Origin of the sequence: Pseudonocardia xinjiangensis (assembly GCF_012911925.1) — a bacterium.
Taxonomy (GTDB): domain Bacteria; phylum Actinomycetota; class Actinomycetes; order Mycobacteriales; family Pseudonocardiaceae; genus Pseudonocardia; species Pseudonocardia xinjiangensis.
On sequence record NZ_JAAXKY010000065.1, the window covers coordinates 20,654 to 37,970 of the forward strand.

Below are 17,317 nucleotides of genomic sequence, written 5' to 3' on the forward strand. Positions count from 1 at the left end.
CAGTCTGTCGGGCGGGGTCAGCCCGCCCGCGGAGGCGGCGCGGCGTTCCGCAGGCGGATGCCGCTGAAGCCCAGGGTGCTGGTGATCGCCGCCGCCCAGAAGTCGTGGAGGTGCGGCAGCACCCGGAGCTGGATGCCGGCGGCCTCGTGGAGTGCGAGCAGGTCGCCCACGGGTTCGGGCGGCCCGAGCGGCCGGACGGTGTGCGTGGAGATGTGAGCGGCGGGCTCCGGGGTGCCGATGGGCTCGAACCGGTCGGCGGGCAGCCGGTAGGCGAAGAGCCGGACCTCCCGGATGCGGTCGAGCCACCGGTACTCGACGGCGTGCACCCGGCGTCCGCTCCCGATGCCGAGGATGCGCTCGGCGTCGGAGGCGCTCGTGCCGTCGGTCACCCAGGCCATCGCGCGGGGGCACTGCCGGGGGAACCAGTACGAGGGCGCCCGCTCCGCGTCGACCGCCCACACCCGGGCCGTGGGGTCGGCGGCCGTCGCGGCGACGTGGGGAACGAACGTGGTGATCGTCGGATCCTCCGAGAAGTGGAGTACCTCGCCGTCGCGCGGACGCATGGTCGTCCCTCCGGTGGTCGGTGCCTCAGCTCACCGTGCCGGACCCGGTGCGGGAAGGGCCGCCGGGCGTTCGAGGTAGCTGTCGTCCGGCCGGACGAAGCCGAGCCGCTCGTACAGGGTGTGGGCGTCACGGGTGTGCAGCGCCCACCGGAACAGGCGTCCGGGGCCACCGTCGACCATGAACCGGACCAGCTCGACCCCGAGGCCGCCGCCGCGCGCCGACGGCTCGACGAACACGTCGGCCAGGTAGGCGAACGACACACCGTCGGACACGGCCCGGGCGAAGCCCACCATGCGTCCGGACGCGGTCTCGTAGGCGGCGGCGACCCGCCAGGCGCCCTCGATCTGCTGCTCCACGTGGCCCCGCTCCCGCCACCGGCCCCAGTACGCCTCCGTGGACAGGAACTGCCACACCACGTCCCGGTCGACCCGCTTCGGGTCGTCGTCCAGCTCGAACGCTCCGAACTCGAAGATCACGGGAGGACTCTGCCACGCGGTCCCCGCACGGCGTTCGGGAGGACGGAGCGGGAACGAGCGGATACCGTGGTCAGCGATCGATCGAGACCCACCGCGGAGGTCGCTGTGGCCCAGGCCCTGTCGTTGCTGGACTTCCTCCGTGGCCTCCGGACCGACGACGCCTTCCGTTCCGCGTTCACCGCGGACCCCGGTGCCACCTTGGCCGAGCACGGGCTGGGCGATCTGAGCCCCTACGACGTCCACGATGCACTGGTGTTGATGGAGGACACCGAGACCGCCGAGTTCAGCCCCGACTTCACCAGCGCCGGAGCCCATCCGACGCCGCCACCTCCGGACGGCAGCAGCGACGCGCACCAGTACCTCAGCGCGTATCTCGACCCCGACGCCGACATCGAGCCGCGGTTCGCATCGGGCAGCGCGGACAGCGGCGGGTACGCAACCGGCGCCGACGACACCATCGCTTTCGGCGTGGGCGCCGCCACCGTCACCGGCGGCATCGACGACGATCCCGAGCCGGCCTACGGGCTCGACGGCGCCGCCCAGCCCGCGGCCGAGGGCGACGGCGACCTCGGCGCGCCTGCCGACGACGCCGCCGAGTTCCCGGCCACTCCTGACCACGCCGATGATCCCCATGCCGACCGGTTCGCCCCGGCCGATCACGCCGACGGCGAGCACCACGCCCCGATCGTCTGAGCCCGCCCCGGGCCCCTGCCGTCAGAACCCGTTCGGCCCGCGCTTCGGCGTGACGCTGCTGATCCGGTCGGCCAGCTCCGCCGGCACCTCCCAGTCCCCGGGAGCGCCGGAGGCGCACGAGTCGTGGGCGGCGGCCGCGGCGAGCACCGCCGCGGCGTCTCCCGCGTCCAGCCCCGAGAACCGGACGCGCGCCTTGCCCGGCCCGTCGACCGCCGCGACGCCGTGGTCGGGGCAGCCGCCGAGGCACTGCACGTTCCGCACGGCGACCAGCGAACCGGCGGGATGGTCGGCGATCGCCTCGGCGAGCGCCCGGCCGAAGTCGCCGGTGGCGCGGCTGTCATAGCGGGGGCAGGTGCGGCAGATCAGCAACGTCATCGCAGATCCCGGGACGTGGGGACCACCGCACGTGGCAGCCGGTCAGGCGGAGGCGGCCACGTTGCGGTCGGCGCTGCCCGGGTTGGGCGGCGTCGGCGCCGGCTCGTCGGCCGCCTCCTTGTGGAAGCGCCCGTCCTTCATGATGTAGTCGAGCCGGTCGCGGTCCTGCAGCACCGTGATGTCGGCGAGCGGGTCGCCGTCGACGAGCAGCAGGTCGGCGAGGTAGCCCGGCTGCACCTTCCCCAGCTCGTCGGGGCGGAGCATGATCTCCCCGCCCCACGCGGTGGCGGAGATGATCGCCTCCATCGGCGTGAACCCCAGCAGCTCCACGAAGTGCTCGAGGTCGCGGGCGTAGGTGCCGTGCGGGGTCCAGGCGAAGCCGTAGTCGCCGCCGGGCAGCACCCTGATGCCGCGCCGGTGCATCTCGCGCAGGCCCTTGATCGCCTGGTCGAGCTCCTTCTTGTAGCCGACGGCCTCGGCGGCCTCCTGCGGGAACCCGAACGACTCGGCCTCGTAGAGAGTGGCGACGAGCCAGTTGATGCCGGGCGCCACGAACACCCAGTCCTTGTTGGCCTCGAGCATGTCCATGCCCTCGGCGTCGGTGAAGCTGGCGTGGTAGATGATGTCGACCTTGTTCCGGACGCACATCTTCACGCTCTCGGCGCTGCGGGCGTGGGCGCAGACCCGCTTGCCGCGCCGGTGAGCCTCGGTCACCGCGGCGGCGGTCTCCTCGTCGGAGAAGTAGGTGTCCTCGGCCCGCTGGGTGCCGGTGATCTCCTCACCGGTCATCGACAGCTTGATCTGGTCGACGCCGATGTCGATCAGCTCGCGGACGGCCCTGCGCATGCCTTCGGGGCCGTCGGCGAACTTGGTGATGCTCTTGATCAACGCGCCGCCGGTGACGGCGATCTCCGGGCCGTTGGCCAGGTAGCGCGGGCCGGGGATGCGCCCTGCGTTGATCGCATCGCGGCAGACCACGTCGAGGCGGTCCTTCGCCGACGCGGCGCCGAGGCACATCGTGTAGCCGGAGTCGATGTAGGTCCGGGCCGACTCGATGCAGAACAGGAGGTGCTCCTCGACGGGCAGGGTGCCCAGGCCGTCGAGGTCGGCGCTGTTGTTCCAGCTGAAGTGCGTGTGGGCGTCGCAGAGCCCGGACATCAGGGTGCGTCCGCGGCCCTCGATCACCCGCGCGCCTTCGGTGGCACCGGGGTCTACGTCACCGACGGCGGCGATGCGGTCGTTCTCGACCAGCACGTCGCCGGGGTAGGGATCGGCTCCGGTGGAGTCGAGGATGCTGACGCCGCGGAACAGGATCTTGTTCGTCGGGACGGGCATGGTGGGCTCCTCGTCACTGAGGTGAAACGCGCTGCGGGTGGAACTACAGGAACTTGAGCAGGAGGTCGGTGGTGGCGCGCGCCGCTTCCAGCGCGGTCCAGTGCCCGACGCCGGGCAGGATCTCCACGGTCGCCGAGCCGTGCGCTGCAGCGAGCTCCTGGCTCGCCTCGGGCGGTCCGACCTTGTCGTCGGAGCCGGTGACCATCAGCAACGGCAGGGCGGGGTCGATGGGGCCGGGATCGGTGGCGGCGGCGAGTGCCTCGCAGTTGCGGGCGTAGCCCTCGGCGTCCTGGCGCATCACGAGCTCGCGGACGAACGCCGCGACCTCCGGCCGGTCGCGCCGGGTGGTCTCGGAGACGGCGTTGGCGACGACGGCCGGGGCGACGGCGGCCGTGCCCTTCTCCCGCAGGACGGCGGCGCGGTCGCGCTGGGCCTGGCGCCCGGCCTCGGCCGGCTCCCGCACCGCGCCGAGCAGCGCGAGCCCGGAGACCGTGCCGGGGTGACGGGCGGCGAGCGCGCGCACGACGAGCGTGCCCATCGAGTGCCCGACCACCTTGGCGCTGGCGACACCGAGCTCGGTGAGCACGGCGGCGAGATCGTCGGCGTGGCTCTCCACGCTGATCCCGTCGGCCACCGGGGAGCGGCCCGCGCCCGCGGAGTCGACCCGGATCACCCGGAAGCGGTCGACGAGCGCGTCGGCCTGCACCTGGTAGAAGTTCGAGGTGCCCCCGAGGCCGTGCACGAGCAGCACGGCGGGGCCGTCCCCCTCGACCTCGACGGCCAGTTCCTTACCGTTGACCTGCACAGTGGTCCTTTCTCAGCGGATGCGGTTGGACAGCGTGCCCAGGCCGGTGACCGTGATCTCGACGACGTCGCCGCTGGTGAGGAAGCGCGGCGGGTCGAAACCGAGGCCTACCCCGGCGGGCGTGCCGGTGGCGATGAGGTCGCCGGGCAGCAACGTGGTGCCTGCGGAGATCGTGGCGATCAGCTCGGGCACGTCGAAGATCAGATCCTTCAGCGGCGCGAACTGGCGGCGCTCCCCGTTGACGGTGGTCTCGAGCTCGAGCGCGGTGACGTCGCCGATCTCGTCGGCCGTGACGGCGTAGGGCCCCATCGGGCAGTGGGTGTCGAACGACTTGCCCAGCAGCCACTGCTTGTGGTCGCGCTGCACGTCCCGCGCGGTGACGTCGTTGATGATCGTGTAGCCCCACACGTGGCTGTAGGCGTCCTCGCGTGAGATGCCGCGGCCGCCCTTCCCGATGATCGCGGTGAGCTCACCCTCGTAGTCGAGCTCGGAGGTGGGGCCGGGGTCGACGAGAGCGCCCGGACCGGTCACGGCCGTGGTGGCCTTCGTGAACATGATCGGCTTGTCCGGGATGGCCTCGGAGCGGCTCGGGGTGTCGTAGCCGCTGCGGCCGAACTCCGCGGCGTGTTCGCTGTAGTTCTTGCCGACGCACCAGATGTTGCGGCGGGGCTCGGGGATCGGTGCCTGCAACTCGACGGACTCCAGCGGCAACGCCTCCTGCTCGCCGGCCCGCTCGCGCAGAACCGGGCCGAGGTCGTCCCACGCCCCGATCACGTCGAGTACCCGGGAGCCGGCCGGGAGCAGCGCGCTGACGTCGTGGACGGCGCTCCCGTCGGCACTGACCACGCCGACCCGCGGCGCGGCCCCGGCGGAGAAGGTCACCAGCTTCATTGCTCACCAATCTCAACCAATAGGAACCAATCTTGACCTGATCGACCGTACGTCGTCCAGGCACCGCTGTCGATAGGGAGCTGGAAGTCGATCAAACCCGCCGATTGGTCACGATTGGTTCAGCGTGCTGTACGCTGTCTGCGTGTTGGCCGTGGAGAAGTCCCTGCGTGCCCTGCTCGTGCAGGGCACGCAGGACGGCACGCTCGGTCCGGGCTCCAAGCTGCCCACGGAACGTGACCTGGTGGAGCAGCTGTCCGCCCCGCGCAGCGCGATCCGGCGCGCCCTGGACGTCCTCGAGCGCGACGGAGTGGTGATCCGGCACGTCGGGCGCGGCACCTTCCTCACCGAGGCCGGGCTCCCGCCGGCGGACGGTGCGCCGCCGGACACGAGCCCTGCCGAGATCATGCAGGTCCGGCTCCTGCTCGAGCCGCCCGTGGCGGAGCTCGCCGCCCGGGTGGCCACCCAGGCCGACCTCGACCGCATCGCCGCGTGCCTGGGTGGCGGCGAGGGCAGCGAGAGCTTCGAGGACTTCGAGGCCTGGGACGGCCGGCTGCACCGGGCCATCGCCCTCGCCGTGCACAACGGCCTGCTGATCAGCATGTTCGACGTCATGAACACCGCGCGCAGCCTGCCGGTCTGGGGCAGTCTCAAGCGCCGCACGTCGAGCCCCGACCGGCGCCGCCGCTACCACGACGAGCACACCGCCATCGTCGAGGCGCTCCGGGACCGCGACCCGCTCGGCGCCAGGGACAGCATGCGCCGGCACCTGCAGAACGTCTCCGACAACCTGCTGGGTCGGCATTGAACCTCGCCGGCCGGTCGACGTGGGGTGCCGGGGACGTATCCGGCGGCATACGGTGGAGGCATGGCACAGCGTGCACCGGAGCGGTCGACACCCCTCGACGAGCAGCTGTGCTTCGCCCTCTATGCGGCCTCCCGCGCCATGACGGGCTACTACCGGCCGCTGCTGGACACGATCGGGCTGACCTACCCGCAGTACCTGGTGATGCTCGTGCTCTGGGAGCGCGGCGACACCACCGTCAGCGGAATCGGGCAGGCGTTGCAGCTGGAGACGGGCACGCTCTCCCCGCTGCTGCAGAGGCTGGAGGCCCTCGGGTTCGTCCGGCGCACCCGGCAGCTCGACGACCAGCGTTCGGTGCTGGTGGCGCTCACGCCGGCGGGCCACGTTCTGGAGCAGGACGTCGTCAGCACGCAGAAGCAGGTCGGGCTGGCCACCGGGCTGGGCCGCGCGGAGAGCGCCGCACTCCGCGAGCTGCTGCACGGGCTGGCCGGGCGGCTCCGCTCGGCCGCGGGCTGAGCGCCCACCCCGCATGAGCAGCTACGCGACACCCGTCTCCCGACCGCCCGCACCGGGAGGTCCGGCGTGACGGCCCGCACCCTGGACCGCCTCGCCGGGGAGCCGCTGTGGGCGCAGCTGCTGGCCGACCTCCGCAGCCGCCTCGAGCGCGACGAGTTCACCGTCGCCTTTCCCGGTGAGCTGGCACTGGTCTCCGAGTACGGCGTCAGCCGGCACACCGTGCGCGAGGCGGTGCGGCGGCTGCGGGACGAGGGGCTCGTCATCGCCGGTCGTGGCCGTACCCCGCGCCGGGCGCAGCCCGCGGAGATCGAGCAGCCGCTCGGGGAGATCTTCAGCCTGTTCTCGGCGGTGGAGGCCACCGGCCAGGTGCAGCGCAGCGTCGTGCGCACCCTCGACGTGCGTGCCGACGGCGTGGTCGCCGCCCGGCTCGGGCTGGAGGAGTCGACGCCGCTGGTGCACCTGGAGCGCCTGCGCTTCGCCGACTCCGACCCGCTGGCCGTCGACCGCGTCTGGTTGCCGGAACGGCTGGCCGCACCCCTGCTCGACGTCGACTTCAGCCGCACCGCCCTCTACACCGTCTACGCGTCCCGGTGCGGGGTGCGGGTCACCGGCGGGAGCGAGCGGGTGCGGGCGGTGGTGCCCAGCCATGTGGAGCGCGAGCTGCTCGGCATCGGTCCCGGGGTGGCCGCGTTCATGATCGACCGGCTCGGCTGTGCCGCCGAGCGGCCCGTCGAGTGGCGGCAGACCCTCGTCCGGGCCGACCGGTTCAGCGTCACCGCGCGCTTCTCGGCGCGGGACGGCTACCGGATGGACGGGGCCTGAGCCGCCGCACTAGCCCGCGGCGAACGAGACGCCGACGCCGCCCTGCGTCTGCTCGCCGTACCGCTCGATCTCGGCGTCGATGTCCAGTGCGACGGTCTTGATCGTGTCGTCCGCGGTGAGCCGGTCGGCCGGGACGAGCCAGCTGACCTCGAACTCGAGACCGTCGGGGTCGTGGGCGTAGAGCGCCTTGGTCGAGCCGTGGTCCGACGCCCCCACCAGTGCGCCGTGCTCGCTGAGCACGCCGGCGATCCGCTTCAGCTCGCCGAGGGTGTCGACCTCCCAGGCCAGGTGGTACAGCCCCACCGTGCTGCGGCCGGCCGGGGACGCTCCCGCGCTGCTGCCGAGGTGGAACAGGCCCAGGTCGTGGTCGTTGGTGGACGCCTCGGCCTGCAGGAAGGCTGCCCGGCCCGGCATGTGGTTGACGACGCGGAAGCCCAGTGCCTCGGTGTAGAAGCGCACGCTCCGCTCGAGGTTGCGCACGTAGAGCACGGCGTGGTTGAGACGTTGGACGGGCATCCGGTCCTCCGACGAGTCTGTGTCGAACATGACGGTACGCCAGGAAATGTGAGGGTTCAACTTCTAGGTACCCTAGGTTGGTGGACAGTGACGAGGATCGATGGCTTTCGGCTGATGAGCTGAAGACGTGGCTGTCCTACGTGGCCACGACGACGCTCCTCGAGGCCGCGCTGGACCGGCAGCTGCAGCGCGACTCGTCGATGTCCCATGCCTACTACCAGATCCTCGCCATGCTCTCGGACACCCCGGAGCGGAAGCTGCGGATGAGCGACCTGGCCGCGCTGACGCAGAGCTCGCAGAGCCGGCTCTCCCACGCGGTGGCCCGGCTCGAGGCCAACGGCTGGATCCGCCGGGTTCCGTGCCCCGACGACCGGCGCAGCACCCTGGCCGAGCTCACCGAGGAGGGCTTCGCCGCGCTCGCCACCGCGGCGCCGGGCCACGTCCGGAGCGTGCGCGAGGCCGTGTTCGACCGCCTGACGCCGGAGCAGGTCATCCAGCTGCGGCAGATCTGCGGCGCCATCCTCTCCGGGCTCCCGATGGAGCGCCGCGGCAAGGCGCTGCTGCACGCGATCATGGAGTACGAGCAGCACCGGGACGACTGACCGTCGGCCCCTGACCGTGGTCACGTGATCGTCGACCACGCCTGGCAGAGTTGCCGTCCATGGGAACACTGGTGCTGCTGCGACACGGCCAGAGCGTGTGGAACGCCGAGAACCTGTTCACCGGATGGGTGGACGTGCCGCTGTCCGAGACGGGTGAGCAGGAGGCCCGCCGCGGCGGCGAGCTGATGCGGGAGACCGGGCTGCTGCCCGACGTCGTGCACACCTCCTTGCTCCGCCGCGCGATCTCCACCGCCAACCTCGCGCTCGACGCCTGCGACCGGCACTGGATCCCGGTGCGCCGCGACTGGCGCCTCAACGAACGGCACTACGGCGCGCTGCAGGGCAAGAACAAGAAGCAGACGCTGGACGAGTTCGGCGAGGAGCAGTTCATGGAGTGGCGCCGCTCCTACGACGTGCCGCCGCCGCTCATCGAGCCCGGATCCGAGTTCAGCCAGGACGGCGACCCCCGCTACCAGGGCATCGAGCTGCCGCGCACCGAGTGCCTGGCCGACGTCGTCACCCGCTTCCTGCCCTACTGGGAGTCGGCGGTCGTGCCCGACCTGCAGGCCGGCAAGGTCGTGCTGCTCGCGGCGCACGGCAACTCGCTGCGCGCACTGGTCAAGCACCTCGACGGGGTCTCCGACGCCGACATCGTGGGGCTGAACATCCCCACGGGCATCCCGCTGCGCTACGACCTCGACGACGACCTGCAGCCCACTGTGCGCGGTGGCACCTACCTCGATCCCGAGGCCGCCGCCACGGCCGCCGCGGCGGTGGCGGCACAGGGACGCTGACCACGGTCCGGGTCCGGGCCACCCGTGTCTGGTTCTCGACCGGGTGAACGAGCTGTGAACGACGGCCGAAATCTGTCGATCTGTGGAGTCGGCAGCATCACGACCAGCGCATGAACAGCGCTCGGGCGTGACGATCCTGCCTACGATGCCGTCGTGAACGCGCTGCTGTGCGTGGCAATCGCGGCCGGAGCGCTCGTGCTCGGTCTCGTGCTCGGGGTCCGATGGGGCCGCCGGGGCGATGACGCCACCCCGGCCAGAGCGGAACCCGTTCCCGGCCCGCCCATGGCGGACCTCCTGCAGCGGGTGTTCCGGTCGGCCGACGAGGGACTGGCGGTACTGAACCGCGGCGGCGAGGTGGTGCTGCACAACGGACGCGCCGTGGAGCTCGGCGTCGTCCGGCTGGGGCGCCCCGATGCCCGCGCGGCCGCCGCCTGCCAACAGGTGCTGGAGTCCGGGTCGTCGATGGCCGTGGACCTCTCGCCGCTCGACCACCGCGGCCGCGAGCCCGCTGCCGTGCTCGCCCACGTGCGCCCGCTCGGCGACGGCTTCAGCATGGTCGAGGCGGGCGACACGTCCGACGCGGTGCGGCTGGAGGCCACCCGGCGGGACTTCGTGGCCAACGTCAGCCACGAGCTCAAGACCCCGGTCGGCGCCGTCGGGCTGCTGGCCGAGGCGGTGCTCGACGCCGCTGACGATCCGGTGGAGGTGCGCCGGTTCGGCACGAAGATCCTCAACGAGGCCACCCGCCTGGGCAACCTCGTCACCGAGCTGATCGCGCTCTCCCGGCTCACCGGGGCCGAGCGGCTGCCCGAGATGGGCGTCGTCGACGTCGACGAGGTCGTGCGCGAGGCGCTGGCCCGCTCCCGGCTCTCCGCCGAGTCCGCGCGGATCGAGATCATCGTCGACCGCCCGACCGGGCTGGAGGTCGAGGGAGACCTGACGCTGCTCGTCACCGCGCTGTCGAACCTCGTCGAGAACGCCATCGCCTACTCCCCGCCCGAGGCCTCGGTCTCGGTCTCACGGCGCCGGGAGGGCGACTGGGTGGAGATCGCCGTCACCGACCGCGGCATCGGCATCGCCCCCGAGCACCAGAAGCGGGTCTTCGAGCGGTTCTTCCGCGTCGACCCGGCCCGCTCGCGCGCCACCGGGGGCACCGGCCTCGGCCTCGCGATCGTCAAGCACGTGCTCGCCAACCACGGTGGCGAGGTCCGGCTCTGGAGCAGCCCCGGCACCGGGTCGACCTTCACCATGCGGCTGCCCGTCCACGCCGAGCCCGACGACGAGACCGGCGCCGAAGCCATCGACACCACCACCCCGGCCGACCTTGCCCGGCGGCCAGCCGAACTGCCCGACCGCGTCGGGGGAGCTGTGAGGATGCCATGACCAGAGTGCTCATCGTCGAGGACGAGGAGTCGTTCGCCGACCCCCTCGCGTTCCTGCTCCGCAAGGAGGGGTTCACCACCGCCGTCGCCGCCACCGGCCAGGACGCGCTCGAGGAGTTCGACCGCAACGGCGCCGACATCGTGCTGCTCGACCTCATGCTGCCCGGCATGAGCGGCACCGACGTCTGCAAGGCGCTCCGCACCCGCTCCACCGTCCCGGTGATCATGGTCACGGCCCGGGACAGCGAGATCGACAAGGTCGTCGGCCTCGAGCTCGGAGCCGACGACTACGTCACCAAGCCCTACTCCGCGCGGGAGCTCATCGCCCGCGTCCGCGCCGTCCTGCGCCGCGGTGGCGAGGGCGCCACCGAGGTCGACGGCCTGCCCGGCGTGCTGGAGGCCGGCCCGGTGCGGATGGACGTCGAGCGGCACGTCGTGTCGGTCAACGGCGACGACGTGGCGCTGCCGCTCAAGGAGTTCGACCTGCTCGAGTACCTGCTGCGCAACGTCGGCCGGGTGCTCACCCGCGGACAGCTGATCGACCGGGTCTGGGGTGCCGACTACGTCGGTGACACGAAGACCCTCGACGTCCACGTGAAGCGGTTGCGTTCCAAGGTCGAGGCCGACCCCTCGGCGCCCAAGCACCTGGTGACCGTCCGTGGCCTGGGGTACAAGTTCGAGGGCTGACAGCCGGCCGAGACGGCCCTGACCGAGCGACCGCCTTTCCTGCCGTTTCCTCCGACTCCCGGATCCTCCGCACGAATTCGGTGATCGGAATTGGTGGGGTGATTGACGGCGCCGATGGCCGGACCGTCGGGGATCTTTCCGCCGGAAGGCACGCGAAACCTCCTCGCTGGTCTTCTGGTGCTGTGGCCGTCGTGTTTGTCCTAGCCAGTACGTTCATGCTGGTGGGGCGGATATGGGCGAACCATCACGTCATGTTCGATCACACCCGGCACGCCGACCGGATCGGCACGGCGACTTTCGGGGTGGACGGGTCGTCCCGCGGGGACCGCCCGGATGCCGGCGGGTGACGGTGTCGTTCCCCGATCACTCGGACGGCGGTCGACCCGGCGTCGAGCGACGCGATCACGTCCGGGACGACGCAGCCGGAGTACTCACCCGCGGCTGAACGAAGGACCGGAGCCATTCATCCGGACCAGCCACGTCGATACGATCACCCCGAATTGCGCCTAAAACCTGATTCTGGCGCGCGGCTCTAGCGATATGAGGGCCTTCTGGGAGACCCTGAGTCGTCGTCGTGGCGTGGCCACAATCGGCGACGTCCATTCGGGCAAGATCCGATCGCGCAGATCACGGAGTTCGTGATGTTGCGGTGGATCGCGGCCAGAAGGAGGACGGTGTTGACCACATCAAAGGCGGACGAAACCGACATCGAACCGGGCCTGCGGGACATCCCCGAACTCTCGATGATCACCTTGAGAATCAACGGGACCAAGCGGGATCTCGAGGTGGATACGCGCACGACGCTGCTCGACGCGCTGCGGGAACATCTGGGACTGACGGGCACCAAGAAGGGATGCGACCACGGGCAGTGCGGCGCCTGCACGGTGCTCGTCAACGGTCGGCGCATCAACTCCTGCCTGACGCTCGCCGTGATGCACGAGGACGACGAGATCGTGACGATCGAGGATCTGGGTGAGCCCGGGCACCTGCACCCCCTGCAGGCGGCATTCGTCGAGTGCGACGGCTTCCAGTGCGGCTACTGCACGTCGGGTCAGATCTGTTCCGCCGTCGGCATGCTCGCCGAGGCGGCGGCCGGTTGGCCCAGCCATGCCACGGCAGACGTGTCGTCCTCGCAGATCGCGTTGACCGATGAGGAGATCCGCGAGCGGATGAGCGGCAACGTCTGCCGGTGCGCCGCCTACCCGAACATCGTCGCGGCCATCCGGGTCGTCGCCGAGGGAGGCCCCACATGAGGCCCTTCACCTACGAGCGGGCGACGGATGTGCCGGGCGCGTGCGCCGCCGCGTCCAGACCGGGTGCGACGTTCATCAGCGGCGGCACCAACCTGCTCGATCTGATGAAGCTCGAGATCGAGCGGCCGAGCCATCTGGTGGACATCAGCAGGCTGCCCCTGGCCGACGTCGACGAGCTGCAGGACGGCGCACTGCGGATCGGTGCCCAGGCGGCGAACTCGGACGTGGCGGCCGACCCGCGGGTGCGTACCCGGTACCCGGTGCTGAGCCAGGCGCTGGTGGCCGGCGCCTCGGGGCAGCTGCGCAACAAGGCGTCCGTCGGCGGCAACCTGGTGCAGCGCACCCGGTGTCCCTACTTCTACGACACGGCCGCCGGCTGCAACAAGCGGGATCCCGGCTCCGGCTGTTCGGCGATCGGCGGGTTCAACCGGATACACGCGGTACTGGGCGCCAGCGACTCCTGTATCGCCACCAACCCCTCGGACATGGCCGTCGCGATGAGCGTGCTGGACGCCCAGATCGAGCTGCTCGACGCCGACAGGTCCGTGCGCCGCGTCGACATCGCGGACTTCCATCGCCTGCCGGGTGACACGCCGCATGTCGAGACCGTTCTGCGGCCGGGCGAGATGATCACGGCGGTGATCCTGCCCCCGCCTCCGCCGGGTCGGCAGCTCTACCGCAAGGTGCGCGACCGCGCGTCCTACGAGTTCGCGCTGGTCTCCGTGGCAGCGATCGTCGCCACGGACCGCGGGACGATCAGCAGTGCCCGCGTGGCGTTCGGCGGCGTGGCGCACAAGCCATGGCGGTCCGCGGATGCCGAGGCCGCCCTGACGGGCCGTCCCGCCACGATGGCCACCTACCGCGCCGCCGCCGAGACGGCGATGCGCGACGCCGTCGGGCAGGGCCAGAACGACTTCAAGATCGACCTGGCCCGGCGCACGCTCTGCCGCACGCTCGTGCAGGCGGCCCAGGCGAGCTGAGGAGGCCACGATGATCGGACAGGCTCTCAACCGCGTCGACGGCCCGCTGAAGGTCACCGGCGGGGCCACGTACGCCTACGAGTTCCGGGACGGCGACCAGCCCCTCTACGGCTTCGTCGTCGGGGCGACGATCGGCAGAGGACGTATCACCGGGATCGACACCACACGCGTCGAGAGCTCCCCCGGCGTGCACCTGGTCCTGACCCACCAGAACGCGCCGGCGCAGGGCGCCCGCGACCTGTCCGTCCCCTTCGAGTACTGGCGCGCCTATCCCACGCTCAGCTCGCCCGATGTCCATCATCACGGTGAGCCCGTGGCGCTGGTCGTCGCCGCGACGTTCGAGCAGGCGCGGACGGCGGCCAATCTCGTCGATGTCGAGTACGCCGCAGAGCAGGGGTCCTACGACTTCGCGGCCTGCCAGGACCAGGCGTACGCGCCGGAGAGCCTGATCTTCGGCATCCCGGCCGACACCGCGGTGGGCGATGTCGACGCCGGGCTCCGGACCGCCGAGGTCCAGGTCGACGAGTGGTACACCACGCCGTACGAGTTCTCCCAGCCGATGGAGCCGCCGGCGTGCCTGGTGGTACCGGATGGCGACGACCTGGTCGTGTACACCAGCTGCCAGATCGTCGACGCGGCTCGTGCCTCGATCGCGGCCACCCTCGAGCTCGACCCGGAGCGGGTTCACGTCGTCACGCAGTACGTCGGCGGTGGTTTCGGTTCCAAGCTGAGGATCCACGGCGAGACGATCCTGGCGGCCATGGCCGCCCGGGCTCTGCAGCGGCCGGTCAAGGTGGCGCTGACCCGGCAGCAGATGTTCAGCTCCGTCAGCGTGCGTCCCACATCCAGTCAGCGGGTCCGGCTCGGTGCGGAGCGCGACGGCCGGCTGGTCGCGATCGCGCACGAGGTCACGATGCACACCAACCGGCACGTGGAGTTCATCGAGCCGACCGCCACCGCCACCCGCAGCCTCTACGCCGCACCGAATCGGCTGACCAGTACCCGGCTGGTACCGCTCGACGTGCTGCGCGGTGAGGACGTCCGCGCGCCCGGCGAGGCGCCCGGTCTCCTGGTGGTCGAGTCGGCGGTGGACGAGCTGGCCCATGCGCTGGGGATGGACCCGGTCGAGCTGCGGATCCGCAACGAGCCCACTGTCGATCCGGAGCGCGGCGTGCCGTACAGCGACCGGCACCTGGTGGAGTGCCTGCGCGACGGGGCCGACCGGTTCGGCTGGGAGCGGCGCCTTCCCGAGCCCGCGCGTCGACGCGACGGGCGATGGCTGGTCGGCTACGGCGTGGCCGCCGCCATCCGGGTGCACCTGCAAGGCCCGACCAAGGCGGCGGTGCGGTTGGGGCCGGACGGGATCGCCGTCGTCGAGTCGGACATGACCGACATCGGCACGGGGACCTACACCATCCTGACGCAGGTGGCGGCCGAGGGGCTCGGCCTGCCGCCCGACCGGGTGCGGGTCGAGCTCGGCCGTTCCGAGTTCCCGCCCAGCGTGGGCTCCGGCGGATCGTGGGGAGCAGGCAACTCGAGCACCGCGGTCCATCACGCGTGCACGGCGCTGCGGGAGAAGCTGCTGGCCGCGGCGAGCAGCGATGTGCGCTCCCCGCTGCACGGCCTGGACACGGCAGGCGCGGTGTTCTCGGGCGGGAGCGTGAGCATCGACGGCGCGTCCGAGGCGCTCGGCGAGATCGTCACGCGCAACTGTCCCGAAGGCCTCGAGGCGGAAGGGGAGACCGTCCTGCTGACGGAGGAGCCGAACTACGGGGCGTACGCGATCCACACCTACGGCGCCCACTTCGCCGAGGTGGGCGTCGACGCCGACACCGCCGAGATCCGGCTCCGGCGGATGCTGGGCGTGTTCTCGGTGGGGCGCGTCCTCAACGCCAAGACGGCGCGCTCGCAGCTGATCGGCGGCATGATCTGGGGCGTGAGCCAGGCCCTCGCGGAAGAGGGGGTGGTGGACATGCGGTCCGGCGGCTTCGTCAACCGGGATCTCGCGCAGTACCTGGTGCCCGTCCACGCCGACATTCCCGAGATCGACGCCGTCATGCTCGACGGGTTCGACGACAAGGCCAACGTCCTCGGCGTGAAGGGACTCGGCGAGCTGGGCATCTGCGGGGCCGGTGCGGCGGTCGCCAACGCGGTGTTCAACGCCACCGGGGTTCGCGTGCGTGATTTTCCGATCACCATCGAGAAGGTGCTGCCGGGTCTGCCGCTCACCGAGGTCTGACGCAGCAGACGCCGACGTCAGAGGCATGAACGGAAGCCGATGGTGGCTACCGGTGACTGTTCGTTGCTCGTTGTCACGGGTTCGGTCACGAGTACGTCACGTGCGCGCAGTAGCCTGATCACGTGCGCCTCGGTGTGCTTGACGTCGGTTCCAACACCGTCCACCTCCTCGTGGTGGACGCGCATCGTGGTGGCCACCCCACGCCGATGACGTCGGACAAGGTCGAACTGCGGCTGGCGGAGCACCTCGATCCGGCGGGCGCGCTCACCGCGGCAGGTGCCGAGGCACTGGTGGGAGCCGTGCAGCGGGCGAGCGCCGCGGCGGCCGAAGCCGGCTGCGCCGACCTGCTCGCGTTCGCCACCTCGGCCCTGCGCGACGCCACGAACTCCTCGGCGGTACTGGCCGAGGTGCGCCACCGCACGGGGGTCTCCCTCGAGGTGCTCCCGGGCGAGGACGAGGCCCGCTACACCTTCCTCGCCGTGCGTCGCTGGTACGGCTGGTCGGCGGGCAGGTTGCTCGTGCTCGACATCGGGGGCGGGTCGCTGGAGCTTGCGGCCGGGCTCGACGAGCACGCCGACGTCGCCGAGTCGCTGCCGATGGGCGCCGGACGGCTCACCCGTCAGTGGTTCCACTCCGACCCGCCGTCCCGCCACGAGATCGACCGGCTCCGTGAGCACGTCGACGCCCAGCTCGCTCCCGTGGCCCGCCGGCTGCGCCGGGCCGGGGAGCCGGAGCTCGCCGTCGGCACGTCCAAGACGTTCCGTTCACTGGCCCGGCTCACGGGCGCGGCACCCTCGAGTGCTGGTCCGCGGGCACGCCGGGTGCTCACGCGGGTGGGGTTGCGGCAGCTCGCCGCGTTCATCACCCGGATGTCCTCCGGCGACCTGGCCGAGCTCGAGGGCGTCAGCCCCAGCCGGTCCCATCAGCTGGTGGCCGGGGCACTGGTCGCCGAGGCGGCGATGCGGGCGTTACAGGTCTCCCAGCTCGAGATCTGCCCGTGGGCGTTGCGGGAGGGTGTCATTCTCCGCAGACTCGACACGCTCGATGGAATGTCCCGTATAGACCGCTCGGCGCAGGAAGCCCTGGGTGGACTTGGTAGCTTGACCTCGTACGAGGCACGGTGGACTGGATGAGTTCCGATACCGACCACCCGCGTCAGCGCACCGTCGCCGAGCTGCTCGCCGAGCACGGCGACACCGGTGCGACCGGACGTCGCCGTCGCCGTCGTGCCGCTGACGACGTACCGGGTGAGGAGGCTGCGCCGCCGCCCCCGTCGAGCAACGGCTCCGGGTCGTTCGCGGCGCAGTGGCAGCCGGGCGAGCCCGACCGGTCGATGTTGCGGGAACGCGTGCCGTCGCCTGCCCAGCCGGCGTCGCACCGGCAGCCGGAGCGGGAGCCGCAGCCGTGGGAGTCCGCCGGTGAGCCGCGGGAGCGCCGGGCGCGTGAGCCGCAGCCCTGGGAGGCCCAGCCCCGCGAACAGCAGCCGTGGGAGCCCCAGCCGCGTGAGAAGCAGCCGTGGGAGCCCCAGTCCCGCGAGCCCCAACCGCGCGAACCCCAGCGGCGCGAACCCCAGTCCCGCGAACCC

General features: G+C 71.5%; 19 protein-coding genes and 1 pseudogene. 13 read left to right on the forward strand and 7 right to left on the reverse strand.

Annotated elements, in window-relative coordinates; translation table 11 throughout:
- Positions 1-17: 17 nt before the first annotated feature.
- Complete coding sequence (locus HF577_RS19820) at positions 18-563, reverse strand: DUF6886 family protein (protein ID WP_169397399.1); 546 nt, start codon at positions 561-563, stop codon at positions 18-20.
- Positions 564-593: 30 nt separating this feature from the next.
- Entirely contained in the window at positions 594-1,037 is a 444-nt protein-coding gene (locus HF577_RS37540; RefSeq protein ID WP_312859248.1) for a GNAT family N-acetyltransferase, read from the reverse strand.
- 108 nt (positions 1,038-1,145) lie between these two features.
- Here HF577_RS37540 and HF577_RS19830 point away from each other — a divergent pair, with 108 nt between their 5' ends.
- Positions 1,146-1,733 carry an IniB N-terminal domain-containing protein gene (locus tag HF577_RS19830; protein WP_211174534.1) on the forward strand — a complete coding sequence of 196 codons (588 nt, stop codon included), beginning with the start codon at positions 1,146-1,148 and terminating at the stop codon, positions 1,731-1,733.
- A gap of 21 nt (positions 1,734-1,754) precedes the next feature.
- Here the strand turns inward: HF577_RS19830 and HF577_RS19835 are convergent, their stop codons facing one another.
- Genes HF577_RS19835 through HF577_RS19850 form a run of 4 tightly spaced genes read right to left on the reverse strand, consistent with a single transcriptional unit; the run spans position 1,755 to position 5,139 of the window.
- Complete coding sequence (locus tag HF577_RS19835) at positions 1,755-2,108, reverse strand: DUF1636 family protein (protein ID WP_169397402.1); 354 nt, start codon at positions 2,106-2,108, stop codon at positions 1,755-1,757.
- Positions 2,109-2,150: 42 nt separating this feature from the next.
- A complete protein-coding gene (locus tag HF577_RS19840) occupies positions 2,151-3,443 on the reverse strand; it encodes a metal-dependent hydrolase family protein (RefSeq protein ID WP_169397403.1) in 1,293 nt (430 codons plus the stop codon).
- A gap of 43 nt (positions 3,444-3,486) precedes the next feature.
- A complete protein-coding gene (locus HF577_RS19845; protein WP_169397404.1) occupies positions 3,487-4,248 on the reverse strand; it encodes an alpha/beta fold hydrolase in 762 nt (253 codons plus the stop codon).
- 12 nt (positions 4,249-4,260) lie between these two features.
- The gene (locus HF577_RS19850; RefSeq protein WP_169397405.1) at positions 4,261-5,139 is read right to left on the reverse strand and encodes a fumarylacetoacetate hydrolase family protein; all 879 of its coding nucleotides are present in this window, start codon (positions 5,137-5,139) and stop codon (positions 4,261-4,263) included.
- Positions 5,140-5,281: 142 nt separating this feature from the next.
- Here HF577_RS19850 and HF577_RS19855 point away from each other — a divergent pair, with 142 nt between their 5' ends.
- The 3 genes from HF577_RS19855 to HF577_RS19865 all read left to right on the forward strand — a co-directional run bounded on the left by HF577_RS19855 (position 5,282) and on the right by HF577_RS19865 (position 7,279).
- Positions 5,282-5,944, forward strand: a complete 663-nt coding sequence (locus HF577_RS19855) for a FadR/GntR family transcriptional regulator (protein ID WP_169397406.1) — start codon at positions 5,282-5,284, stop codon at positions 5,942-5,944.
- A 60-nt stretch (positions 5,945-6,004) separates the two neighbouring features.
- Positions 6,005-6,457, forward strand: a complete 453-nt coding sequence (locus HF577_RS19860) for a MarR family winged helix-turn-helix transcriptional regulator (protein ID WP_169397407.1) — start codon at positions 6,005-6,007, stop codon at positions 6,455-6,457.
- A gap of 66 nt (positions 6,458-6,523) precedes the next feature.
- Positions 6,524-7,279, forward strand: coding sequence for a GntR family transcriptional regulator (locus tag HF577_RS19865; protein ID WP_312859245.1), 756 nt, complete (start codon positions 6,524-6,526; stop codon positions 7,277-7,279).
- Between the two features lie 9 nt (positions 7,280-7,288).
- Here the strand turns inward: HF577_RS19865 and HF577_RS19870 are convergent, their stop codons facing one another.
- Positions 7,289-7,825, reverse strand: coding sequence for a VOC family protein (locus HF577_RS19870; protein ID WP_312859246.1), 537 nt, complete (start codon positions 7,823-7,825; stop codon positions 7,289-7,291).
- A gap of 50 nt (positions 7,826-7,875) precedes the next feature.
- Here HF577_RS19870 and HF577_RS19875 point away from each other — a divergent pair, with 50 nt between their 5' ends.
- The 9 genes and pseudogenes from HF577_RS19875 to HF577_RS19920 all read left to right on the forward strand — a co-directional run.
- Positions 7,876-8,397 (forward strand): MarR family winged helix-turn-helix transcriptional regulator, encoded by a 522-nt coding sequence (locus HF577_RS19875; RefSeq protein WP_312859247.1) that lies wholly within the window; start codon positions 7,876-7,878, stop codon positions 8,395-8,397.
- 50 nt (positions 8,398-8,447) lie between these two features.
- Positions 8,448-9,191: a phosphoglyceromutase gene (locus HF577_RS19880; RefSeq protein WP_169397409.1), complete on the forward strand. Its 744-nt coding sequence runs from the start codon at positions 8,448-8,450 to the stop codon at positions 9,189-9,191.
- Positions 9,192-9,344: 153 nt separating this feature from the next.
- Positions 9,345-10,574 (forward strand): sensor histidine kinase, encoded by a 1,230-nt coding sequence (locus HF577_RS19885; RefSeq protein WP_169397410.1) that lies wholly within the window; start codon positions 9,345-9,347, stop codon positions 10,572-10,574.
- Positions 10,571-11,260, forward strand: a complete 690-nt coding sequence (locus HF577_RS19890) for a response regulator transcription factor (RefSeq protein ID WP_169397411.1) — start codon at positions 10,571-10,573, stop codon at positions 11,258-11,260. The genes HF577_RS19885 and HF577_RS19890 overlap by 4 nt, the downstream gene beginning before the upstream one ends.
- Positions 11,261-12,003: 743 nt before the next feature.
- Positions 12,004-12,513: a 2Fe-2S iron-sulfur cluster-binding protein gene (locus HF577_RS19900; RefSeq protein WP_246266724.1), complete on the forward strand. Its 510-nt coding sequence runs from the start codon at positions 12,004-12,006 to the stop codon at positions 12,511-12,513.
- Positions 12,510-13,493: an FAD binding domain-containing protein gene (locus HF577_RS19905; protein WP_169397413.1), complete on the forward strand. Its 984-nt coding sequence runs from the start codon at positions 12,510-12,512 to the stop codon at positions 13,491-13,493. Before HF577_RS19900 ends, HF577_RS19905 begins: the two co-directional genes overlap by 4 nt.
- Before the next feature lie 10 nt (positions 13,494-13,503).
- Positions 13,504-15,732 carry a xanthine dehydrogenase family protein molybdopterin-binding subunit gene (locus tag HF577_RS19910; RefSeq protein ID WP_169397414.1) on the forward strand — a complete coding sequence of 743 codons (2,229 nt, stop codon included), beginning with the start codon at positions 13,504-13,506 and terminating at the stop codon, positions 15,730-15,732.
- 122 nt (positions 15,733-15,854) lie between these two features.
- Positions 15,855-16,865: a Ppx/GppA phosphatase family protein gene (locus tag HF577_RS19915; RefSeq protein WP_169397415.1), complete on the forward strand. Its 1,011-nt coding sequence runs from the start codon at positions 15,855-15,857 to the stop codon at positions 16,863-16,865.
- Positions 16,862-17,317: pseudogene (locus HF577_RS19920) on the forward strand (hypothetical protein); the annotation flags it as partial. The gene HF577_RS19915 and the pseudogene HF577_RS19920, both read left to right, overlap by 4 nt.

Coding starts and splice junctions, on each gene's coding strand:
- HF577_RS19820 (WP_169397399.1), bottom strand. CDS start 563: ATGCGTCCGCGCGACGGCGAGGTACTCCACTTCTCGGAGGATCCGACG.
- HF577_RS19835 (WP_169397402.1), bottom strand. CDS start 2,108: ATGACGTTGCTGATCTGCCGCACCTGCCCCCGCTATGACAGCCGCGCC.
- HF577_RS19840 (WP_169397403.1), bottom strand. CDS start 3,443: ATGCCCGTCCCGACGAACAAGATCCTGTTCCGCGGCGTCAGCATCCTC.
- HF577_RS19850 (WP_169397405.1), bottom strand. CDS start 5,139: ATGAAGCTGGTGACCTTCTCCGCCGGGGCCGCGCCGCGGGTCGGCGTG.
- HF577_RS19860 (WP_169397407.1), top strand. CDS start 6,005: ATGGCACAGCGTGCACCGGAGCGGTCGACACCCCTCGACGAGCAGCTG.
- HF577_RS19870 (WP_312859246.1), bottom strand. CDS start 7,825: ATGTTCGACACAGACTCGTCGGAGGACCGGATGCCCGTCCAACGTCTC.
- HF577_RS19890 (WP_169397411.1), top strand. CDS start 10,571: ATGACCAGAGTGCTCATCGTCGAGGACGAGGAGTCGTTCGCCGACCCC.
- HF577_RS19900 (WP_246266724.1), top strand. CDS start 12,004: ATGATCACCTTGAGAATCAACGGGACCAAGCGGGATCTCGAGGTGGAT.
- HF577_RS19905 (WP_169397413.1), top strand. CDS start 12,510: ATGAGGCCCTTCACCTACGAGCGGGCGACGGATGTGCCGGGCGCGTGC.
- HF577_RS19910 (WP_169397414.1), top strand. CDS start 13,504: ATGATCGGACAGGCTCTCAACCGCGTCGACGGCCCGCTGAAGGTCACC.